The 20,418-nt window shown below is 59.2% G+C and carries 19 protein-coding genes and 1 tRNA gene; 11 read left to right on the top strand and 9 right to left on the bottom strand.

Annotated elements, in window-relative coordinates; genetic code table 11:
- Window positions 1-186: 186 nt before the first annotated feature.
- From ACY8D3_RS00375 to ACY8D3_RS00345, 7 genes are all read left to right on the top strand, one after another.
- Window positions 187-663, top strand: coding sequence for a MarR family winged helix-turn-helix transcriptional regulator (locus ACY8D3_RS00375; RefSeq protein ID WP_462380965.1), 477 nt, complete (start codon window positions 187-189; stop codon window positions 661-663).
- Complete coding sequence (locus tag ACY8D3_RS00370) at window positions 660-2,117, top strand: efflux transporter outer membrane subunit (protein ID WP_462380964.1); 1,458 nt, start codon at window positions 660-662, stop codon at window positions 2,115-2,117. The genes ACY8D3_RS00375 and ACY8D3_RS00370 overlap by 4 nt, the downstream gene beginning before the upstream one ends.
- Window positions 2,118-2,124: 7 nt before the next feature.
- Window positions 2,125-3,324, top strand: a complete 1,200-nt coding sequence (locus ACY8D3_RS00365) for an HlyD family secretion protein (RefSeq protein ID WP_462380963.1) — start codon at window positions 2,125-2,127, stop codon at window positions 3,322-3,324.
- Window positions 3,325-3,326: 2 nt separating this feature from the next.
- Window positions 3,327-4,862 carry a DHA2 family efflux MFS transporter permease subunit gene (locus ACY8D3_RS00360; protein ID WP_462380962.1) on the top strand — a complete coding sequence of 512 codons (1,536 nt, stop codon included), beginning with the start codon at window positions 3,327-3,329 and terminating at the stop codon, window positions 4,860-4,862.
- Window positions 4,863-4,917: 55 nt separating this feature from the next.
- Window positions 4,918-4,993, top strand: a tRNA-Thr gene (locus tag ACY8D3_RS00355).
- A 353-nt stretch (window positions 4,994-5,346) separates the two neighbouring features.
- Complete coding sequence (locus ACY8D3_RS00350) at window positions 5,347-6,126, top strand: WecB/TagA/CpsF family glycosyltransferase (protein WP_462380961.1); 780 nt, start codon at window positions 5,347-5,349, stop codon at window positions 6,124-6,126.
- Between the two features lie 133 nt (window positions 6,127-6,259).
- The gene (locus tag ACY8D3_RS00345) at window positions 6,260-7,219 is read left to right on the top strand and encodes a phosphoribosyltransferase family protein (RefSeq protein WP_462380960.1); all 960 of its coding nucleotides are present in this window, start codon (window positions 6,260-6,262) and stop codon (window positions 7,217-7,219) included.
- Between the two features lie 184 nt (window positions 7,220-7,403).
- Here the strand turns inward: ACY8D3_RS00345 and sugE are convergent, their stop codons facing one another.
- The 5 genes from sugE to antA form a co-directional block, all read right to left on the bottom strand.
- Complete coding sequence (sugE, locus tag ACY8D3_RS00340) at window positions 7,404-7,721, bottom strand: quaternary ammonium compound efflux SMR transporter SugE (RefSeq protein ID WP_462380959.1); 318 nt, start codon at window positions 7,719-7,721, stop codon at window positions 7,404-7,406.
- Window positions 7,722-7,981: 260 nt separating this feature from the next.
- Window positions 7,982-9,325, bottom strand: coding sequence for an MFS transporter (locus ACY8D3_RS00335; RefSeq protein ID WP_462380958.1), 1,344 nt, complete (start codon window positions 9,323-9,325; stop codon window positions 7,982-7,984).
- A gap of 189 nt (window positions 9,326-9,514) precedes the next feature.
- Window positions 9,515-10,537, bottom strand: coding sequence for an anthranilate 1,2-dioxygenase electron transfer component AntC (gene antC, locus ACY8D3_RS00330; protein ID WP_462380957.1), 1,023 nt, complete (start codon window positions 10,535-10,537; stop codon window positions 9,515-9,517).
- 13 nt (window positions 10,538-10,550) lie between these two features.
- Window positions 10,551-11,045 (bottom strand): anthranilate 1,2-dioxygenase small subunit, encoded by a 495-nt coding sequence (gene antB, locus ACY8D3_RS00325; RefSeq protein ID WP_462380956.1) that lies wholly within the window; start codon window positions 11,043-11,045, stop codon window positions 10,551-10,553.
- Window positions 11,046-11,049: 4 nt separating this feature from the next.
- A complete protein-coding gene (antA, locus tag ACY8D3_RS00320; RefSeq protein ID WP_462380955.1) occupies window positions 11,050-12,453 on the bottom strand; it encodes an anthranilate 1,2-dioxygenase large subunit in 1,404 nt (467 codons plus the stop codon).
- A gap of 575 nt (window positions 12,454-13,028) precedes the next feature.
- Between antA and ACY8D3_RS00315 the strand changes: the two genes are divergently transcribed.
- Window positions 13,029-14,018, top strand: a complete 990-nt coding sequence (locus ACY8D3_RS00315) for an AraC family transcriptional regulator (RefSeq protein ID WP_462380954.1) — start codon at window positions 13,029-13,031, stop codon at window positions 14,016-14,018.
- Between the two features lie 141 nt (window positions 14,019-14,159).
- On the opposite strand, the gene ACY8D3_RS00310 is transcribed toward ACY8D3_RS00315, so the two are convergent.
- From ACY8D3_RS00310 to ACY8D3_RS00295, 4 genes are all read right to left on the bottom strand, one after another.
- On the bottom strand, window positions 14,160-14,351 hold the full coding sequence (locus tag ACY8D3_RS00310; RefSeq protein ID WP_462380953.1) for a hypothetical protein: 192 nt from the start codon (window positions 14,349-14,351) through the stop codon (window positions 14,160-14,162).
- A 263-nt stretch (window positions 14,352-14,614) separates the two neighbouring features.
- A complete protein-coding gene (locus ACY8D3_RS00305; RefSeq protein ID WP_462380952.1) occupies window positions 14,615-14,896 on the bottom strand; it encodes a hypothetical protein in 282 nt (93 codons plus the stop codon).
- Between the two features lie 143 nt (window positions 14,897-15,039).
- Complete coding sequence (locus ACY8D3_RS00300) at window positions 15,040-15,897, bottom strand: universal stress protein (protein WP_462380951.1); 858 nt, start codon at window positions 15,895-15,897, stop codon at window positions 15,040-15,042.
- Window positions 15,898-16,187: 290 nt separating this feature from the next.
- Complete coding sequence (locus tag ACY8D3_RS00295) at window positions 16,188-17,669, bottom strand: SulP family inorganic anion transporter (protein WP_462380950.1); 1,482 nt, start codon at window positions 17,667-17,669, stop codon at window positions 16,188-16,190.
- Between the two features lie 386 nt (window positions 17,670-18,055).
- On the opposite strand from ACY8D3_RS00295, the gene ACY8D3_RS00290 reads away from it, so the two are divergent.
- The 3 genes from ACY8D3_RS00290 (at window position 18,056) to ACY8D3_RS00280 (ending at window position 20,354) form a co-directional block, all read left to right on the top strand.
- On the top strand, window positions 18,056-18,265 hold the full coding sequence (locus tag ACY8D3_RS00290; RefSeq protein ID WP_462380949.1) for a ParD-like family protein: 210 nt from the start codon (window positions 18,056-18,058) through the stop codon (window positions 18,263-18,265).
- Window positions 18,262-19,032 carry a type I methionyl aminopeptidase gene (gene map / locus ACY8D3_RS00285; RefSeq protein WP_462380948.1) on the top strand — a complete coding sequence of 257 codons (771 nt, stop codon included), beginning with the start codon at window positions 18,262-18,264 and terminating at the stop codon, window positions 19,030-19,032. The genes ACY8D3_RS00290 and map overlap by 4 nt, the downstream gene beginning before the upstream one ends.
- A 236-nt stretch (window positions 19,033-19,268) precedes the next feature.
- Window positions 19,269-20,354: an endonuclease/exonuclease/phosphatase family protein gene (locus tag ACY8D3_RS00280; protein WP_462380947.1), complete on the top strand. Its 1,086-nt coding sequence runs from the start codon at window positions 19,269-19,271 to the stop codon at window positions 20,352-20,354.
- The last annotated feature ends 64 nt before the right edge of the window (window positions 20,355-20,418 follow it).

The raw sequence follows: 20,418 nt of genomic DNA, 5'->3' as shown, positions 1-20,418 counted from the left end.
GGAACGCACAGCAGGCATCAGCGTTCCGTTCATACCATGTAGCGATCGCACGCCACTTGCACCGACGCTATTCGTCCTGCGCAACAGCCATACCCAAGCGGCAACGGATTGTTCGCAAATCTGTTCCTCACAAATTGTTACATCCTCGGTAGACTGCGCGCATCACTGCCTAAGCAGATATTCCGAATGCAACATTTCAAGCCTGAGACCTTCGTTCCATTAGGTTCGGTCGGCCATCTCCTCGCGCTCGCCAATCAGTACAAGGACCGCCTGCTTGATGGGCTGCTTGTGGATGAAGACGTGACCGCCGCGCAATTCAAGGTGGTTATGCTGATCGGACGTGGCTGGGCAGATACACCTGCCGATATCTGCCGCACGCTTTCGCTCGACAGCGGCTCGATGACTCGCATGCTGGACCGCCTGGAGGCGAAGGGGCTGATCGAGCGTCGTCGCTCCGAGCACGATCGTCGCAGCGTTCGCCTGTTGCTCACCGAGACCGGCAATATCCTGCTGGGCCGCATTCCGGAGATTGCTGCACACGCCTCCAACCAGCTTGTCGGCTGCCTGACGGCCGAGGAGCTGGAGATCTTTCAGACCCTTCTGAAAAAAATCCTGGCCGCGTCCGACCGGCCGCCCTGTCTCCCTGAGGAGGCCCATCCATGATTTTTGTACGCTGGCTCCGCCCAGCCCCCCTCGTGGCCGCGCTGTGCCTGGCCGGTTGTGCCAATTGGGACGGCCTCGTGCCGTCCGGAAAGCTCGCGGACGGTTCGGCGTTGAAAACTGATCAGACCGTCGCGGGAATCACACTTTCGCCAAGTGCCTGGCCACGGAGCGACTGGTGGACACGCTTCGGTGATTCACAGCTCGACGGTTTGATCGATGAAGCCCTGCGCAGCAGCCCAGACCTGGAGCTGGCCAACGCCCGCGCTCGACAAGCCCAGGCCGTTGCCGAGCAGTACGACGCCGATCGTGGTCCTAACGTGCAGGGCAATGCGTCCATCACTCGCTCGCGCCTATCCCGCCGAGAGGATCCAACCGGGCAAGGCGATCGCCTTGGCACATTGCGCGGATTGAGCGCCGGGTTTGCCTATACCTTCGACCTGTGGGGTGGCAAACGTGCCGCTTGGGAGTCGGCACTTGGTCAGGCCCGAGCCGCCGAGATCGACCGTCAGGCTGCGCGCCTCACCGTCTCGGCCAACATCGCCCGCGCTTACAGCGCGCTGGCGTACGCCTACGCGCTTCAGGACGTCAGCCGTGAAGACGTGTCCCGTACGCAGCGGATGCTCGAACTCAGCCAACAACGGTTCGACGCCGGGCTCGATAGCCAGTATCAGCTCCAGCAGACCCAAAGCCTCGCAGCTGCCGCGACCAGCCAGGCGACTGCGGCAGAGCAGGCAGTGGCCGAAGCACGTATCGAACTCGCCGCACTGCTTGGCCAGGGTCCCGACCGTGGGCTTACACTCGCCCGACCTCAACGACTGAAACCCGCATCGCTCACGCTGCCCGCTCAACTTCCAGCTGACCTGCTGGGGCGCCGCCCCGATATCGTCGCCAACCGTTGGCGTGTCGAAGCCGCCAGCCGTGGCATCGATGCCAGCAAGGCAAATTTCTATCCCAACATCGACCTGACCGCCAACCTCGGTGTGCAGGCGCTACTTGGTGATGCGCTGTTCGGCGCGCCGAGCCGCTTCTGGAATATCGGGCCCGCCCTGTCCCTGCCGATCTTCGACAGCGGCCGCCGCCGTGCCGACCTTGCCGGGCGTGATGCGGACTACGACGTCGCCGTAGCGCAGTACAACCAGACCGTCACCCGCGCCTTGGCCGATGTGAGCCAGGCGATCACCCGCCTGCGTTCGCTGGACCAGCAAATCAGCGAACAGCAGCGCGCACGCGATATTGCCCGTGACTCCTACGACCTGGCCATGCAGCGCTACGGCTCCGGGATAGGCAATTACCTCGATGCACTGACCATCGAGCAACAGCTCCTGCAGGCCGACCGCACCCTCGCCGACCTTCAACAGAACCAGATCGACACCAGCGTTCTGCTGGTCCAGGCCCTCGGCGGCGGCTTCCATGCCGACGCTACCGCAGGGGCAATGATCGAAAATGCCGAGTGAGTCCAGCATGAACACGAACGCGACCCCACAAGACACCCAGCAGGACGCACCTCAAAGCAATGGACGCCGAAAACGCTTCCTGCTTGGGCTGTTGTTGCTCGTCATTCTCGGCGCGGCCGGCTATGCGGCGTACTACTTCCTCCACGCGCGCTGGTACGAAAGCACTGATGACGCGTACGTGGACGGCAACGTCGTGCAGATTACGCCGATGGTCACGGGGACGGTCATAAGCATTGGCGCCGACGATGGCAACCGCGTTGAGGCCGGCCAGGAGCTCGTGCGCTTCGACCCGAGCGATGCCGAAGTGCGCCAGCAGAACGCCGAAGCCGCGCTTGCCAAGACCGTTCGACAGGTGCGCGGGTTGTTCAGTAACGTCGATGCCTACAAGGCGGATGTCGTAGCCCGTCGTGTCGCCCTGGACAAGGCCCGCAACGACTTCAACCGTCGCCAGAAGCTGGCGAAGAGCGGCGCAATCTCCCAGGAGGAACTGGCCCACGCTGGTGATGCACTGGCATCGGCGCAAAGCGCCCTGAGCAGCGCCGAGCAGCAGCTCAATACTAGCCGCGCACTGGTGGATCAGACCGACATCGCCGATCACCCGGACGTCCGCTCCGCTGCCGCCAACCTGCGACAGGCCTATCTCGATAGCGCCCGGAGCCGCGTACTGGCGCCTGTCAGCGGCTACGTGGCCAAGCGCACCGTGCAACTTGGCAACCGCGTGCAGCCCGGCACCGCGCTGATGGCGATCATCCCGCTGGATCAAGTCTGGGTTGACGCAAACTTCAAGGAAACCCAACTACGCGAAATGCGCATCGGCCAGCCGGTAGAGGTCCGCGCCGACCTGTATGGCGATGACATTGTCTATCACGGCCATGTTGAAAGCCTGGGCGTAGGAACCGGAAGCGCGTTCTCTCTATTGCCGGCACAGAACGCCAGCGGCAACTGGATCAAGATTGTCCAACGCATTCCTGTGCGCATCCGCCTCGACGAAGCCGAACTGCACGAGCATCCGCTGCGCATCGGCCTGTCGATGGACGTGACGGTGGACCTGCATGACACCGACGGCCCGACGCTGGCTGAGCAACCACCTCAGCAACCGGCATTCTCGACCGACATCTATCACCAGCAATTGGCCGAAGCCGACGCGCTGATCGAACGCCTTATCCGAGCGAACTCGGCCGCCAAGCCGCAATCGGCGGCTCGCTGATCATGAGCCAGCCACAAGCCTTCCGTCCGCCCAGCCTTGTCCTCGCGACGATCGGATTGTCGCTGGCGACCTTCATGCAGGTGCTGGACACGACCATCGCCAACGTGGCGTTGCCGACCATTGCCGGCAATCTCGCCGTCAGTGCCGAGCAGGGAACATGGGTCATCACCTCCTTCGCCGTGAGTAACGCCATCGCGCTCCCGTTGACCGGCTGGCTCAGCCGACGATTCGGTGAAGTACGCCTGTTCCTCGCGGCCACGCTCCTGTTCGTCATTGCCTCACTGCTGTGCGGGCTGGCGCACTCGATGGGTTTTCTGATTGGTTTCCGGACACTCCAGGGCTTCGTCGCGGGCCCCATGTACCCAATCACACAAGCACTACTGATCTCGATCTACCCGCCTGCCAAACGTGGGTTGGCCCTGGCACTGCTGGCCATGGTCACGGTGGTGGCGCCCATTGCCGGCCCGATCCTCGGCGGGTGGATCACCGATAACTACAGCTGGCCGTGGATCTTCTACATCAATATTCCGATCGGTCTGTTTGCCGTTGCCGTGGTCTACCAGCAGCTACGCGGGCGCCCGGAAACGACCCGTCGCCAACCGATGGACTATGTGGGGCTCGGTACGCTGGTCATCGGTGTTGGGCTGTTGCAGGTGGTCCTCGACAAGGGCAACGACCTGGACTGGTTCGAATCGAATTTCATCATCGTCGCGAGCCTGATCTCGGCAATCGCCCTCGCCGTGTTCGTGATCTGGGAGCTCACGGACAAGCATCCTATCGTCAATCTCAAGCTGTTCGCGAACCGCAATTTTACGGTCGGCACAATGGCACTGGTCGGTGGATACGCGGGATTCTTCGGCATCAACCTCATCCTGCCGCAGTGGCTACAGACCCAGATGGGCTATACGGCGACTTGGGCGGGGCTCGCAGCTGCCCCGATCGGGATACTGCCGATCTTCCTCTCGCCGCTCGTGGGCAAGTACGCACACAAAACGGACCTGCGCCTGCTGGCCGGCTCGTCCTTCCTTATCATTGGCGCAAGCTGCTACATGCGTAGTGGTTTCAACACTGATGTGGATTTCGCCCATATCGCCCTGGTGCAGCTGTTCATGGGCATCGGTATTGCCGTGTTCTTCATGCCGGTGCTCAGCATCCTGCTCTCGGACCTGCCACAAAGTCAGATCCCTGACGGCTCAGGCCTCGCCACGTTTCTGCGGACTCTCGGCGGCAGCTTCGCCGCATCGCTCACCACCTGGATCTGGGACCGCCGTGCGGTTTACCACCACGCCACGCTGACCGAACACATCAGCCTGTATGACTCCGCGACGCGCGACACGCTTGCCGGCATGGGCGGCGCGACCCAACAGAACGCCGCCATGCTTGACCGCATGGTCGAGACACAGGCCTACATGCTCTCCACCATCGACTATTTCTGGTTGCTGAGCATCGCGTTCCTTGGCCTGTTCGTGCTCATCTGGTTCGCTCGCCCACCCTTTGGCGGCAAGCCCGGACCCGGTGCTGCAGGGGGCGGCCATTAATTATTAAAAACAGAGGTTTACAGCAGGAAATCCATCGTTATAATGGCCGACCTAAGCCGGTATAGCTCAGCTGGTAGAGCAACTGACTTGTAATCAGTAGGTCCCGAGTTCGACTCTTGGTGCCGGCACCATACAAAGAAAGGCCCGCAGCGATGCGGGCCTTTTTTGTTTGAGGTGAAAGTAACAATAGGGCAACGGCATTAAGCTGGACGGCAGCCAGCCTGTTCGCTGCGCGGCGCTTCGTCCAATAGCGGGCGTGCCCAACAGGCAGGCTAACCGTTCAGTCTCGACCCTTCCCAGTCTCCCTTCATGCGATACGGAGCCGAGCAGGCACCCTGCTCCGCGCATGCCTCCGATGCACTTTCGATACCTCAAATCGCCCGCGGGCTGAACTTATCAGCCTGATCGTTTTCTTCTGTTCTCTTTCAGATCCGCGCTGAAAACAATTGTTACAGGATCCGGGAAGCTGAATGACAGGTTGGGCATGAGACACGATAAGCAAACGGACCTCTCCGAACGATTGCCTAGCGGCGATCCACCACGAGAGGTCAACGCATTTGATGTCGACTTCTACAGCGGCTCACGCGACAACCTCGTAGGTAGCATCATTACCGCGACTGGGCGCCCCTTCAGTTACATCGTTACGCCTAACGTAAATCATCTCGTCCAGCTCGAACGAGATGAGCAGCTGCGCCATGCTTATAGAGGCGCCAGCCACCGCCCCTGCGATAGCCGGGTGCTGAACGCACTGCTGGCCTTGATCCAAAAGCCGGTCCAGGAAGTCATTCCTGGAAGCGACCTTACGGCGACATTGATGGAAGTGGCGCAGCGCCGCGCATGGACGGTAAGTGTCATCGGTAGCGAGGTAGACGACATCGCCACGATGCGGAGGCGCTATCCGGGCGTTGAATTTCTGCACCACAACCCGCCCATGGGCTTCATCGAACGCCCCGATGATGTCCGCGCCTGTCTGGATTTCGTTGCGCAGCACCCGGCTCATCTGGTCATCCTGTCGGTGGGATGCCCGCGTCAGGAAGTGCTCGCCAGGCGGATCCTGGACGAGGAGCGTTCAACAGGCGTCGGCCTCTGCGTAGGTGCTTCGATCAATTTTCTGTCGGGGAAGGTCAAGCGCGCACCGAAGTGGATGCAGCGCTTGTCGCTGGAGTGGCTACATCGCATGTGCATGGAACCAGGCCGCCTGGTGAAGCGCTACGCGACCGACGCAGTGCTCGTGTTACCTATCATCTTCCGCAACCTGCGCTAACTCCTGACACTTTCTGTTCATCACGGCGCGCTACCGTACCTGCATGGTTGAGATGCGTTGCCGACGAATGGCCCCACCCAGCGTCGCCGGCGTACTAGCATCAATATCGGCAATCCGCAGAGTGAGACGCCCCATGAACTACAGAAGCGTAAGTGACCTGGCCAGGCTGGTCAGCCAGCGCGCAAGTCAGTTGCCGCGTGATATCGAGGTGGTCGTTGGCATCCCAAGAAGCGGAATGCTCGCCGCCAGCATCATAGCCCTCAAGGCGAACCTGCCGCTGACGGACCTCTACTCCTTCATTCGGAACGATGAACTCAAGAAGGGCAGCACGCGCAGCTACAAACTTGCCCATCTCGCTCGCCCACAGGAAGCACGCAAGATCCCGCTGGTGGACGACAGCGTGGCGTCGGGCAACTCGCTCAAACAAGCATTGGAAGACTTGAGGTCAGTTTACGCAGGTGAGGTGGTCACCCTGGCAGCATTCGTCCAGAACGACAGCCGCTCGCTGGTGGATTTGCATCTGGAGGTGGTGCCACAACCACGCGTGTTCGAATGGAACATCATGCACCACCCCTGCCTGGCAAACGCCTGCTTCGACATCGATGGCGTGCTGTGTGTCGACCCGACCAGCGATGAGAATGACGACGGCCCCAAGTACATCGAATTCCTCGAACGAACACTGCCCCTGGTCATTCCCTCGGTGAAGGTGAAGCATGTTGTCACCAGCCGATTGGAAAAATATCGACCGCAAACCGAAGCCTGGTTGGCGCGACACGGCGTCCAGTATGAGCGGCTGCATATGATCGACCTGCCGACGGCGGCCGAAAGGCGGCGCTTGAACATGCATCACAAGCACAAGGCCAAGGTATACCGGAGCGATCCTCAAGCCACGCTCTTCGTGGAAAGCGAGCCTCGCCAGGCGCTCGAAATCATGCGAGCGGCCAATAAACCGGTCTATTGCACCGAAGACAATGTGATGTACATGCCAGGTATGAGCCTGGGTACGCTGCAGGTGAAGCTGGAGAAAAAGGCGTCCTCATTAGGGCGCAAGATCAAGCGCCTTCTGGGCCGGCCGCAACCGCGTCAAGCCTGATAAAGACACGGGGCCGGGGGCGTCCAAGTGTGCGCTCCAGATCGTCGACGGACCGACAGGCCTGTATCGATCAGGGTTGATATGTGGGATGCCTGGCTGATAGCGATCGTCTGTTGCTCTGCTGGCGATCCGGCCGGCCGGGAAATGCCGTCCATGGTGGACGGCATTGCAGCGACCCAACGAGTCAGGTCGATGAAAGCTTCATCATCGCGAGCCCAGTGACGATCAGGGCGGCAGCCAGGATACGCATTGCGTTCGCAGGCTCACCCAGCACGAGCACGCCGACGATAAAGGCGCCGACGGCGCCGATGCCTGTCCAGATCGTATAGGCCGTACCCAGGGGTAACGTTTTCATTGAGACAGACAGAAGCGCGAAGCTGGCAATCATCGTCACGAAGGTGATGACGGTGGGCGTAAGCTTCGTGAAGCCCTCGGACTGCTTCATGGCGAACGCCCAGACCACTTCCAGAAATCCTGCCACTATCAGATAGATCCAAGCCATACGCGGCGCCCCGTCCAAAACCGGGCCGTCCCGGACATAAGCCTCCGATCATCGGGGTCGTCCCCGAGGCTGTGTCTAGTGGCGTTTGCGCCACGGTGCGATCGGGCTGCCATTCTAGTCGCTCGCCCTGAGCCACGCGAGTGGGCGCAGGCGTTCGGTGCGCCATGAATGCCGCATGGCCACGCTAGCGCCTGATAGGTTCTGTGCCTACCGCCGAAGGGTGCAAGGCCGTCACGGCAGCCTCGCACCCTTCACTCCGCTCACTCGCTCGCCGCGCTGACCGATACCGGGCCAACGGCTGCCGGTTGCCGGATCAGCCAGAGAGCGACAGATGCCAGGAGTACCGGCACTGCGATCCACATAAAGAAGGCCTGCAGACTGCCTGCGCTGGTGAATATCCAGCCACCCACCATGGATCCGATGATCGAGCCTGCGCGTCCAACGGCCAAAGCCCAGGCAACACCGGTCGCGCGTGCTTCCGTGGAGTAGAGGGTCGCCGCGACCACAGTCAGGTTGTTCAATGCCCCTGTGAGGCTGAAGCCAGCGAGGAAAACGATCACGAACGTGCCAACAGGACTGTTGAGCTGCGTGCCGGTGAGAAAAAGCGTGATAGCCGCGACCAGGCACAACCAGGGCAATATCCGCAGCGCGCCGATCTTGTCCATTGCCAGCGCCATTGCGATCCCTCCCAACACGCCGCCGAACGGGATCATTGCACTGATGCGAGCCGACCCGACCGTGTCATAGCCGCTGGCACGAAGGATGGTCGGTAGCCAATTGGTCAGGAGGTAGAACACGAACAGGCAGCAGAAGAATGTGACCCACAGCAATAGCGTGCGTGGCAGCTGCCCGCTGGCGAAGATCGTCCTGACGGGTGACGCTGCCTTCGCCGTCGCGTCGCTGATGATTCGGACTTTAGTCCAGTCGGTCTCCGGTGAAATTTTCCCGAGGATGTGCCGCAAAGAAGCGGCGTATCGCTCGGAGTTGGCCATGAAGCACACCGACTCGGGAAGCAGGAAATAGAGCACCGGGAGCAGTACCAGCGGAGCAATACCGCCCAGCATCAGCAAGCCTTGCCACCCTATCGCCGGCAGCAGCGCGCCCGCGAGAATCCCGCCGAGAGCGAGGCCCAGCGTGAAGCCGCAGTAGCTCAATGTGACGAGAATCATCCGTCGCCGAGCGGGCGCGTACTCTGAGGCCAGGGTGACACAGTTGGGCAGGACCCCGCCCAGACCAATGCCGGTTAGAAATCGCAACAAGGTCAGAATCTGAATGTTGGGAGAAAAGGCCGAGGCCAGCGTACCGAGCGCGAAAATGGCAACGCAGATCAAAAGAACGGTCTTGCGTCCTTTTTTGTCCGCGATCGGCCCAAAGCAGAAGCTGCCCACCAACATGCCGAACAACCCTGCACCAAACGCTGGCGCAAGGTCTGCTCGTTCGATATTCCAGGCACTGATCAGCTCCGGTGCGATATAGCCGATGGCCGCGGTGTCGAACCCGTCCAATAGCAAGACCAGAAAACACAGTACCAGGACTCGCACCTGTAGCGGCGAGATTCGGCTCTGATCGATTATGTCCGTTATTTTTCTTGTACTGTCATACATGGCGATACCTGCAGGTGAGGTGAGCACGTCAAAGCCTGGGTGCAGTTCATGTCTTCGATGAGCGCTGCACTGGGTCTCTCTTCAGTGGGGAATAACAGAAGCCGGGTCACGTTATGGGTGGTGCAACCTATTGCGGCAAGCGTTGCACCGTCCGGCCTGGTAGCGCCGGGGCCGGGGCGGCTTGCGGGTTCAGGTATTGCTCTCGGTGAATTTCTCCAAGTAAACCCTGGAGTCGCTCAGCTCATTGGTCGATAGCCAGTTCTTGATGGACTCGACCATTGGCGGTGGGCCACACAGGTAGATGTCGTGTGGCTCGTCTCGAAGCATGGCAGCGTCGAGGTGGGCATCGATATAGCCAGACTTGCCTGCCCAGTCGGTGCTCGGGTCACTGACGACGATGTGGTACTCGAAACCGGGCAGTCGCTCACGATAGCCGTCCAAACGTGACTGCTCGCAGATATCATCGACGTTCCGTACCCCGTAATAGAGCGTCACAGGCTGACAGGTGCCGCCCTGCTCCACCAGCGAGTCCAGCATGCCCAGGAACGCCGACAGCCCCGTTCCCCCCGCAACCATCAACAGTGGGCGTTCCGCGTGGCGAAGGTAGAAGGCACCCAGAGGCGCCTCCAGTTCGATAGTGTCGCCGTCACTGCACCGATCGCGTACATAATCGCTCATTACGCCATTTGGAAGCAGACGGACAAGGAACTGCAGTGTGTGCTTTCCGGGTGCGGCGGCAAAGGAATAGGAGCGCCAGGCATCGGTGCCGGGAATCTTGAGCCGGGCATATTGCCCCGGCAGGTAGTCCAATGCGGCACCTTCTTCTGACGCATCGATATGCAGGATTGCTGTACCGTCAGATATCTTCTGGACGTTGCACACCCTGCCACTGATGCTCTTGGTGCCTGTAGCCGAGCAAAGCGTCGAATCAAAATCGAACGAGAATGCAGCATCGCTCTGTACCCGTGTCTGGCAGGTCAGCACCTTGCGATGAGCGAGGTCCTCTTCGGACAAGGTCTCCTCGTCGACATAATCCTGCGTGTACAAGCCCGAGTCGCAACGACCCTGGCAGGTGCCACACACCCCCTCCCGGCAATCCAGCGGGATCTTGATTCCGTTTTTCAGCGCGGTATCCAGTACAAGATCCCCTTCCCGACCGCTGCAAAACATTGTTCTGCCATCTGCAAAGCTGAAGGCGATTTTGTAAGGCATGCATCACCCCCTCTTACAGATGGTAGAAATCAAGGACGGAATTGATCGTGTCGTTTAACAGCACCACGTGCTTGCGACGGATCTTTCGGGCCTCACCGTGCCCCACCAGCGTATAGCTGGCACGGCCGAAGAACTGCTCGGCGCACCCCAGCCGATAGAACAGCGTGTGCCAGTTTGCATCCACAATCAGCTCGCCCTGCCGCTGGGATTCGGATACCCGCACGTTACTGATCAGGTGCAGCGTCCGAGGCATTGGGATAGTGGAAGCGGCCTTTCCCGTCCTGATGCGGAAGACGCGATCCTCCAGCCCGCCCCGATTGGCGTAATAGATGAGCGACATCCCTTTCTTCGGATCCGTGGTGTACACATGCTCCGAGTCCCACTGAGGCAGATGAAACTCGCTGTCCTCGGTGAACAGGTCGATGTACTCGTCCCACTGCTGGGCGTCGCACAGGGCGGACTTACGGTAGAGAAACTGCTCGATGTCGTATTGCAGCTGCGGCGTCATGTCCTCATACCTCCCTGAGCTTGAGAGCAGACAGCTCTTCTGCCTTGCGCTGCAAACCGTCCACAAGGAATTTCTTCCAGTGGCCATGCTGGTTCACATAAAGGCCTTCATGCGTGAACTCGGTGCCCGTCAGGGTCGGCTGAATGCCGATGACTTCTGCGTTTGTAGTGACACCTTCCTCCCAGCGCTCGTAGCCGCGCGAGATGTCGCTCCAGCGCTCCAACCGCGCCTGGAAGCCGCGCTGTGCTTCCCGAAACTCGACCAGATCATCCGGCGTACCCATGCCGGATACATTGAAGAAGTCTTCGAATTGCCGAATACGGTTCTCGCGATCGGCGTCCGACTCGTCCTTCACGCCCAGGCAAAAGCTGTGGATCTCGGTCTTGTTCCAGGCAACAGGCCGGATGATCCGGAGCTGCGAGCTGATCTGATCAAGGAAGAACATGCTCGGGTAGATGTTGAGGTTTCGCAGCCGGTGCATCATCCACTCGGCTTTCGGCTGGCCGTGCTCCTCCACCAGACGCGGCATGATCGAGGCGTAGCCGGGACGAACCGCAGGGTTTGGCATATCGCTGAACAGCACACTGTGGCCATTCTTGAAGGCGAACCAGCCGTCGTCAGTTTCCGCATCGCCTGCGCCAAGCTTGCTGTAGTCAAGCGTACTGTTCTTGGCCACGCCTTTTTTACTGTTGACCTCTTGCCGGTGTTGGACGGTTGCCACGTAGTTGTAATGCACCGTGCTGACGTGATATCCGTCCAGGCCGTTTTCGTTCTGAAGTTTCCAGTTTCCTTCGTATGTGTAAGCAGACTTGCCAGGAAGTACTTCCAGCTCCCCTGTAGGAGACTGGGCAACCATCATGTCAAAGAACACTTTTGCATCGCCCAGGAACGCTTCGAGTGAATCCGTGGCGGCAGCGTCCAGGCTGACGAAAACAAACCCCTTGTAGCTTTCGATACGGGCTTTCTTGAGACCGCGCGTGGCCTTGTCGAACCCCTCTGGATATTCGCCCGGCGCCTTTACCTTCACCAGCCGACCGTCACTTTTGTAGCACCATGCATGGAATGGGCAGGTGAAGGTCGACTGGTTTCCTTTTCCAACCCGCGTCAACGTCGTACCCCGGTGCTGGCATGCGTTGATCAAGGCATTCAGGTTGCCGGTACCGTCTCGCGTGATAATCAGCGGCTGCCTGCCAATACGCACAGTCACGAAATCGTGATTGTTCAGCATCTCGCTTTCATGGCACGCATATATCCACTTCTTTTCGAAGATATGTTCCATCTCAAGGTCGAAAAGCTCGGGCTCTGTAAACATATCCCTGGCGATACGAAAAACACCCTCGGCCGGACGAAAATCTACACAGCCTTCAATAAAATTACGCCACTGCTCGATATTGTTATGGTTAAGCATGTTCCTTCTCCGTTCGCATGCGGCACACGTTTAGCCACATTAGATAACCCGTTTTAAAGACGGGTCTATCCGCTTACTCGGCCAAATTCATCCATTTATTCGCGCGCAAACGGAAATAAAGCCACCTCTGAATAATTCATAAGCGTTTTCGGATTTACCAACCCCATTGCCTAGCCGAAACTTACGGTTCGCTGTCCGGATAGTGAACTCATGGAAGCCACCGGCTCCAGACGAAGACCGGTATCTCCCGTGGGCTCGTAAGTTATTTCAAGTTTCCATGGGGTATATCCGACACGAGCGGATGCTATCGATAATCACTATCGTCAACATTGTTCCCCCTCGTAACGCCCTGACTATGAACACGGCCCGCACTGATCGAGCGCATCTTCTAACTGGACTGTTGTCAGTGGCCTCAATAACGCCGACCTAGACTCTTCCCGGCGGGCTGACTTCCGAGCCACTATCCACCTATTTCGCCATCACTGTCCGATTAGTCCGTAGATGCGAAACATGGAACGGCTCTTGCTGCCGCTTCACGCTTTAACAGACCTTGTTTACAGGTAGCCGTGAAGAACATGGATAAGCAGTCGTTACACGGTATCGAAGCCAGGCACCATGACATGGCGGGTGCACATTCATGGATGAGCGAAATATGCGGCCCGCACCACCTGAGCATCAGCCGCCCCAGAGATGTTCGTTTCAGGCATGCGGGCAGGCGCCTGCAGACGATAACGCTGGGGATCATCGAATATGGGACGGATGCCGTAATAGGCATTGGCGGGGACAGGACGCTGAAAAGCTATAGCCTGAGCCTTCCTTTTTGCGGCGAACAGGAACTCAACGCCGGCGGTATCCGCGTCCAATCCACTCCCGAGAAGGGCGTTATCGTAAGCCCGACAGGTGAACAGGAACTCATCATTGGGGGCTCGTGCCGCAAGCTTCAGGTAGCGATTCCGGTAGACGCCATCAACCGCGTTCTTGAAGGCGTGATCAAGCGCCCAGTGACAGCTCCTGTAATGTTTGAACCCTCGATGGACGCCATTGAGGGACGGTCAGGCTCCTGGTGGCGCATGGTCAGGCATACGTTCTCCGAGCTGGAGATGCATGAAGGTTTGCATGCCCACAAAGCCTTGGCGGACAGCTATACCGACTTGCTTGTCAGGACGCTGTTGCTGACACAGGCTAATAACTATTCCGATGAAATCGCTATGGCCTTTGAGCCTAAGCTGCCGTCTTACTTGGTGAAAGCCAAGGTCTTTATCGAAGAGAATGCAAGGTTTGGCATAGAGCTTCAGGATGTGGAAACAGCGTCCGGCGTGTCACGCTACAAACTGTTCGAAAGTTTCAGGAAATATTTGAATGTCGCACCGATGGCTTATCTGAAGCAGTATCGTCTTCTCGGTGCTCGACGCGAAATTCTGGAAGATGGCGGTTTCCGCAATATCGCCCAGATTGCCACTTCCTGGGGATTCTCACATTTGGGTAGGTTTTCGTCTGACTATAAGAAAATGTTCAACGAAATGCCCAGCCAAACTCTGATAAGACGAGCGAGTCAAAACCGCTAAGAGTTGCACGAGAGTCTTTTGCAACTGAGGTTGAAGCGATCTATAGATACAGCGCAGCCTACCTTTGGAGCACTCCCCTATAAGGTCTGGCTTCCCAGGGCTGACCGTACCCTCCCCTTATCGCCAACCATCAAGTTTCGCTCATGCGTCGAGCAGGTAGTCACGCCAATCCACACGCTTGCCCAGTTCAGCATGCTGCGGCTGCGGCTCCGGTGCGTGGAAAAAGATGAAGGCCACGGCAGAAGCACCACCACAGAGGATATCTGCAGGATCTTCGCCTGGCTTGAGAGGTGTAGGTACAGCGATGCCCGGGAAGGGCCGTAGGCAAGTCATCGCACACTCCTTTGTGGCTGACGCTGCGTCGATAGGACGACGCGGCGCGCACGATATGTCAGTGAGGTGACAGCGGCAAGCGGCATGAAAAAAGAGCAGACAGGCGGTTGGCACTGGCCTTGAGCAAGACTGGAAAGATTGGTCTCAGAACCTGCCTTTGGCCTATCTGGCGGGGCATCGAGAGGTCTTGATGATGGAAAGCGCGCCGTAGGCGACGCTGGTTTCAATGCACGGAGTAAACACTGCGGACAACTTCAAGACCGTCAGTTGCCCTCTACTTCACGGGTGCCCTCGCCAGGCTCGGCCAGCATCTCATCCGAGCCGAGAGGAGCAATGTTTGCCTTATCCCTCAGCTCGTTCACGGCATCGCGAAGCACCGCATAGAGAAGTGCTTCATTCTGAAGCTGCTTGTTGCGGAACGCGCGGCTTACCTTCACAAGATTTCGGGCGTCGACCAGCGTGGTCAGGACAGTATCGCCGCGGGTTTCAAGGGAATGCTTGACCGGCGGGTCCAGCGCAGCGAGACGCTCTTTCAGACCTCTCATGCGACGTTCCTTCCGTTCGGGGGCTTGAGGTTGACACGTCACACAGCCGTAACGTTCAGAGGACTGCCGGCCACCGGTCAATGACCACCCACTTCCCCGCCATACCTTATGGGCGAGCCCTGACCTGCTAGCGATAGGTTAAGTCAGGGGAACACCAAGACGGGCTTGGAACACGGCGCGTTGAGAATCTCCGCCGTGGTACTGCCCAGCAGGAATCGCTTGAGGGACGAATAACCGAACGCACCCATGAGCATCAGATCGATGCCATTCACAGCCCGGTAGGCGTGCAGCGTCGGCTCGACTCGCCCCTGGCAAAGCTCGACACGGGCGGCAATGTTGGCTTCCGCCAGGCGGGCGGCGGCATGCGTCAGCGCGCCTACAGCGGCGCCCGTGCGAGGGCCGACCATCACCAGATGTACATCAAGGGAGCGGAACAACGGGTTCGATGTCATGAAGTCGAGGATTCGCTCGGCATTGGCACTGCCGTCGTATGCGACCATGGCGCTACCGGGCGTTCTGAACGCCGACGGGGAAAGGAGGACGGGCCGGTCTACGCTCTCGACCAATGCCTCCAAGCTGCCTCCAACATAGCGCGCCCCCGATTGCTGGGCGTCTCGTCGGCCGACGACGAATAGCCGCGCAGTCGGACCGCTGCGCCTCAAAGCCTCCGACCATGTACCGCGGTAGGTATGAAGGCCCATGCAGTCCACACCTACCTGGCTGAAGAACTGCCGCGCCTTCTCGAGCATGATACGGACGGCGCTTGGCAGCCGGCCTCGCCCAGGCGCGCCACGAGTGATGAGGTCATTGAGAACCGTGTGATGAGCGTCGAAACGAATCACGCCGCAGCGATCCACACGCACCTGGCCGGCGGACGGACCTTGCGCATGCACCAGCGATACCGGAGCTTCAAGCGCACGGCAGAGCCAGGCGGCATAGGCGCAGACAGACGGCTGCGTCTCGGAACCGTCCACGCTCACAACAATGCTTTGTGTCCCCAAACCCAAGCACCTACGGTTAAAAACATCCGCGCAATAGTAGAGTACAGGGCACGGCTTCACATGGCTCATTACGCCTGGTATGCAACCAAAATTATCCATTTGATGGCCATTTAGCTGCACGTTCACAGCTAATGGCCACCTTTCCGACAGCAGAAGTACGGCTCTGTAGGCGAGGCGCCATTTGGAATAGGCCCATGAACGACACGAGGATGCCAGCGTGCTGGCCGGCACTGCACAAGCAGACCCTTCACTCCTCCATTCCCACCGGCTTTCCCGGGTGCAGGTAAGCCCTAATGCTTGAGCAGTTGGTCGAGCGCGTTAGGCTTGTCGTGAATGCCGTACCGGTCGATCAGGGTCTCGCTGGCCCGGTTCAAGCCCACTACATCGACCCGCGTTCCATAATTTCGGTATTTGAGCACCACCTTGTCCAACGCGCCGACAGCCGTGATATCCCAGAAGTGAGCTTCAGAGAGATCGATCACGACGTTCTCCAGCGATTCTTTGAAGTCGAACGCGTTGACGAACCGATCGGACGAGGCAAAGAACACCTGCCCTGTCACCCGATAGAGGCGCGTGTCGTTCTGTCGATCCGATTCGATGGCCAGCAACCGTCCAATCTTGCTTGCAAAGAACATTGCCGAAAGTAGTACGCCGGCGAATACGCCATAGGCGAGGTTGTGCGTCCATACCACGATCACGACCGTGACGATCATCACCAGGTTGGTGGAGAGTGGATATTTGCGCAGGTCACGAAGCGATGACCAGCTGAAGGTCCCGATTGAAACCATGATCATGACGGCGACCAGCGCGGGCATGGGTATCTGGCTTACCCAATCGCTGGCAAATACGACCATGATGAGCAGTGCGACGCCCGCTGTGAACGTGGATAAGCGTGTGCGGCCGCCAGACGTCACGTTGATGATCGACTGTCCGATCATCGCGCAGCCCGCCATTCCGCCGATCAGGCCCGAAGCCACGTTGGCGACCCCCTGCCCCTTGCACTCTCGGTTCTTGTCACTGGGCGTATCGGTCAGGTCGTCGACGATGGTCGCGGTCATCATCGACTCCAGCAACCCGACCACTGCCAACGCCGATGAATACGGAAGCACAATCCACAAGGTCTCCAGGTTCAGCGGCACATCAGGCCACAGGAAGACCGGCAGCGTATCGGGCATCTCCCCCATGTCGCCCACTGTTCTGACATCGAGCCCCAGGTACATGGAGACCGCCGTCAGTACGAGGATGCAGACAAGTGGTGACGGCAGGAGTCGGCCAACGACCGGCGCCCAGGGAAGCAGATAGATGATTGCAAGGCCCGCTGCGGTCATGGCGTAGACGTGCCAGCCCACATTTGTCAGCTCCGGCAGTTGGGCCATGAAGATGAGGATGGCGAGCGCGTTGACGAAGCCCGTCACGACGGAGCGCGATACGAACCGCATCAGGCTTCCCAAGCGCAAATAGCCGGCCAATATTTGCAATACACCGCACAGCAACGTGGCGGCGAGCAGGTATTGCAAGCCGTGCTCGCGGACCAGCGTCACCATCAGCAGCGCCATGGCGCCAGTGGCTGCCGAGATCATCCCCGGCCGGCCGCCCACGAAGGCAATCACGACGGCGATACAAAACGAGGCGTACAGCCCGACTTTCGGGTCCACACCGGCGATGATCGAAAAGGCGATGGCTTCGGGAATGAGCGCGAGCGCAACGACGAGGCCCGCAAGGATGTCCTTGCGAACGTTGGAAAACCAGGTCTGCTTAATCGAGTCCAGCATTGGAAAGTCCCGTGACAATCGAGCGCCCAGCGCAACGGGCAAAGCACGGTGCAGGCATCAGGGCGACAGGTTTCGAAGGAAATACCGTGGCGGATGATTCCAGCGCACAGCAAGACGCGGCAGCCTGTTTGTCAGGCCGCCACGAAGGGAAGCGGGGGGCGAAGCGCTATGGTGGCGTAGGCTGCCAAGTCATGATGGATACGTATTGCACGTAGTGATGTCTTTGAACCCGAAGATGGCGGCAATGCTACCGAAGCCAGCCGCGCAACGCGACCCTGGGCTTGGCGCTACGGCTGAACGGGCACCAGCGCCCTTATTGCTGCCCACCTAAACAGGAGCTATGGTTGGCATACGATTTGTTATGAACCATATACAGGCGCGTAAACATGGGCATCGTCAATCTGGATGATGATCTTCACGATCAGCTTCGCCGAGCCAGCTCGGTTTCATGCCGTTCAATTAACGCCCAGGCGGCGTACTGGATCAAGATCGGCATGTCCTGCGAACTCGACCCCACGCTCAGTTTCAATGACATCGTGGCGCGGCAGTTGAGAGAAGCTGGGGTACGCTCGGCCACTCCTGGAGGTGCGAAATGATCAAGCAGCCCCAGGAACTGGCGCTCATGGCTGCGTCCGGAAAATTACTGGCACGCGTATTCGAATATATCGACACCTTCGAACTCGCCGGCATGACGACGCTGGACGTGAACGACAGGGTGGAGCACTTCATTCGCAACGAACTGGCGTCGCGCCCTGCCAGCAAGGGTCAGTACGGCTTCGAATACGTCCTCAATTCGTCCATTAATGAGGTTGTCTGCCACGGTGTACCGTCTGCAGGGGACCGTCTCGAAAGCGGCGACATCGTCAATTTCGACATCACGCTGGAAAAGAACGGCTATATCGCTGATTCCAGCAAGACCTACCTGATCGGCGACGTCAGCCCCGCAGCCAAACGGCTGGTAGACGTCACCTACGAGGCAATGTGGAAAGGCATTCATGCCGTCCGGCCGGGCGCGACGCTGGGTGACGTAGGCCATGCCATCGACCGGCATGCGCGCCAGAACGGTTATTCCGTCGTGCGCGATTACTGCGGTCATGGTATCGGCCGCGAGATGCACGAGGAGCCGCAAGTCCTGCATTACGGCAGCCCCCGCACCGGCCTGGAACTGCGCGCCGGAATGACATTCACCATCGAACCCATGCTCAACGAAGGCCGCCCCACCGTGAAGACGCTCAAGGATCGCTGGACAGTCGTCACGCGCGACGGAAAGCTCTCCGCCCAGTTCGAACACACCGTCGCGGTAACCTCGAGCGGTGTCGAGGTGCTTACGCTCAGGCCGGAGGAACGCGGTTTGGTGAGCTGATACGAAAGCAATCCTCCGCATTCGGCTGATGCCTTCGGCGCACCTACGAATTCGTATTCCACGCCCCATATCCGCCTGAAGCGCAAACCCAGGCCGGCGTGGCATGACAGCGAGCTGAAGATTCAGACGCGATTCACTTCTTATGCAACAAAGCGGAACGATATCCGCGCGATCCAGCCCAAGCTTCGCTCGGGAACGCGAAAGCGAGAGATCGGCGTGGTCCGCTGGAGTGTGGAATGAAAGAAGGAATCTTCGGCACGTTGACGGTCTTGATGGTCGTCATGACGCTGCTGCCGCTGTGGAAAAACCCTAAATGGTGGGTCCGCGGGCTGGACTTTCCGCGCCTGCAGTTATGCACACTTGCGCTTGGCCTGTTGATCGCCCAGGCACTGCTGCTCTCCTATGACGACACACTGCCGTTCTTCATCACGGCGCTGTCGCTGCTGTGCCTTGCTTATCACGCCTGGTGGATCATCCCGTACACCCGCCTCTGGCCATGCGAGGTCAAGGACGCACGGCCGGATGATACGAAGCCGCGTATCTCCGTCATGGCCGCCAATGTGCTTACGCCGAACCGCAACGCGGATGGGCTCATCGCGCTGGTTCGCAGGCATCAGCCGGATGTGCTCGTCACGCTGGAAACCGATGCGTGGTGGGAGCGGAAACTAGGCGCGCTCGCCACCGAATACCCACACAGCATCCGATGCCCGCTGGACAACCTGTACGGCATGCATGTGTTCTCCCGCCTACCTCTGGAGAATGCGGAGACGCGTTATCTCGTCGAAGATGACGTGCCATCCATGCATGCGCTCGTTGCCGTCAGCGAGTCGCTCAAGGTGCGCATGCACTTTCTTCATCCGGCCCCGCCAAGCCCGACAGAGAACGATGAATCAACCGAACGGGACGTGGAATTGCTACTGGTAGCCAAGAGCGTAGAGGACGACGGTGACGTACCCATCATCGTTGCCGGGGATCTCAACGACGTCGCATGGTCCGCCAACACGCGCCTGTTCCGAAAGACCAGCGGCCTTTTGGACCCCCGCGTCGGGCGTGGAATGGTCAACAGTTTTCACGCTAAATACTGGTTCCTGCGCTGGCCCCTGGATCACCTTTTCCACAGCCACCACTTCACCCTCATTCGCATGCAGCGCTTGGCGTACTTCGGCTCGGATCACTTTCCGGTTCTCGTAGAACTACAGTACGCGCCCGATCCGAATCAGGACAGTCTGCAGGGCGACGATAAGGACCAACAGGAAGCCGAGGAAAAGATCGCCCAGAAGGATTCCCAGCCCGAGGACGTGCCCGAGCCGGACAAGACGTAAAGACGGCGCACGGCTTACTGTCCATCTGGAGTCAGGATGCCTGTGTGCCTACCGGGTTCGGGAA

The sequence above is a fragment of the Pseudomonas sp. Marseille-QA0892 genome (assembly GCF_054950135.1).
This window is presented reverse-complemented; position numbering and strand designations above follow the sequence as displayed.

Excerpts from the sequence above, each read along its gene's own strand:
- ACY8D3_RS00375 (WP_462380965.1), top strand. The coding sequence starts at position 187 with ATGCAACATTTCAAGCCTGAGACCTTCGTTCCATTAGGTTCGGTCGGC.
- ACY8D3_RS00370 (WP_462380964.1), top strand. The coding sequence starts at position 660 with ATGATTTTTGTACGCTGGCTCCGCCCAGCCCCCCTCGTGGCCGCGCTG.
- ACY8D3_RS00365 (WP_462380963.1), top strand. The coding sequence starts at position 2,125 with ATGAACACGAACGCGACCCCACAAGACACCCAGCAGGACGCACCTCAA.
- ACY8D3_RS00360 (WP_462380962.1), top strand. The coding sequence starts at position 3,327 with ATGAGCCAGCCACAAGCCTTCCGTCCGCCCAGCCTTGTCCTCGCGACG.
- ACY8D3_RS00350 (WP_462380961.1), top strand. The coding sequence starts at position 5,347 with ATGAGACACGATAAGCAAACGGACCTCTCCGAACGATTGCCTAGCGGC.
- ACY8D3_RS00345 (WP_462380960.1), top strand. The coding sequence starts at position 6,260 with ATGAACTACAGAAGCGTAAGTGACCTGGCCAGGCTGGTCAGCCAGCGC.
- sugE (WP_462380959.1), bottom strand. The coding sequence starts at position 7,721 with ATGGCTTGGATCTATCTGATAGTGGCAGGATTTCTGGAAGTGGTCTGG.
- ACY8D3_RS00335 (WP_462380958.1), bottom strand. The coding sequence starts at position 9,325 with ATGTATGACAGTACAAGAAAAATAACGGACATAATCGATCAGAGCCGA.
- antC (WP_462380957.1), bottom strand. The coding sequence starts at position 10,537 with ATGCCTTACAAAATCGCCTTCAGCTTTGCAGATGGCAGAACAATGTTT.
- antB (WP_462380956.1), bottom strand. The coding sequence starts at position 11,045 with ATGACGCCGCAGCTGCAATACGACATCGAGCAGTTTCTCTACCGTAAG.
- antA (WP_462380955.1), bottom strand. The coding sequence starts at position 12,453 with ATGCTTAACCATAACAATATCGAGCAGTGGCGTAATTTTATTGAAGGC.
- ACY8D3_RS00315 (WP_462380954.1), top strand. The coding sequence starts at position 13,029 with ATGGATAAGCAGTCGTTACACGGTATCGAAGCCAGGCACCATGACATG.
- ACY8D3_RS00310 (WP_462380953.1), bottom strand. The coding sequence starts at position 14,351 with ATGACTTGCCTACGGCCCTTCCCGGGCATCGCTGTACCTACACCTCTC.
- ACY8D3_RS00305 (WP_462380952.1), bottom strand. The coding sequence starts at position 14,896 with ATGAGAGGTCTGAAAGAGCGTCTCGCTGCGCTGGACCCGCCGGTCAAG.
- ACY8D3_RS00295 (WP_462380950.1), bottom strand. The coding sequence starts at position 17,669 with ATGCTGGACTCGATTAAGCAGACCTGGTTTTCCAACGTTCGCAAGGAC.
- ACY8D3_RS00290 (WP_462380949.1), top strand. The coding sequence starts at position 18,056 with ATGGGCATCGTCAATCTGGATGATGATCTTCACGATCAGCTTCGCCGA.
- map (WP_462380948.1), top strand. The coding sequence starts at position 18,262 with ATGATCAAGCAGCCCCAGGAACTGGCGCTCATGGCTGCGTCCGGAAAA.
- ACY8D3_RS00280 (WP_462380947.1), top strand. The coding sequence starts at position 19,269 with ATGAAAGAAGGAATCTTCGGCACGTTGACGGTCTTGATGGTCGTCATG.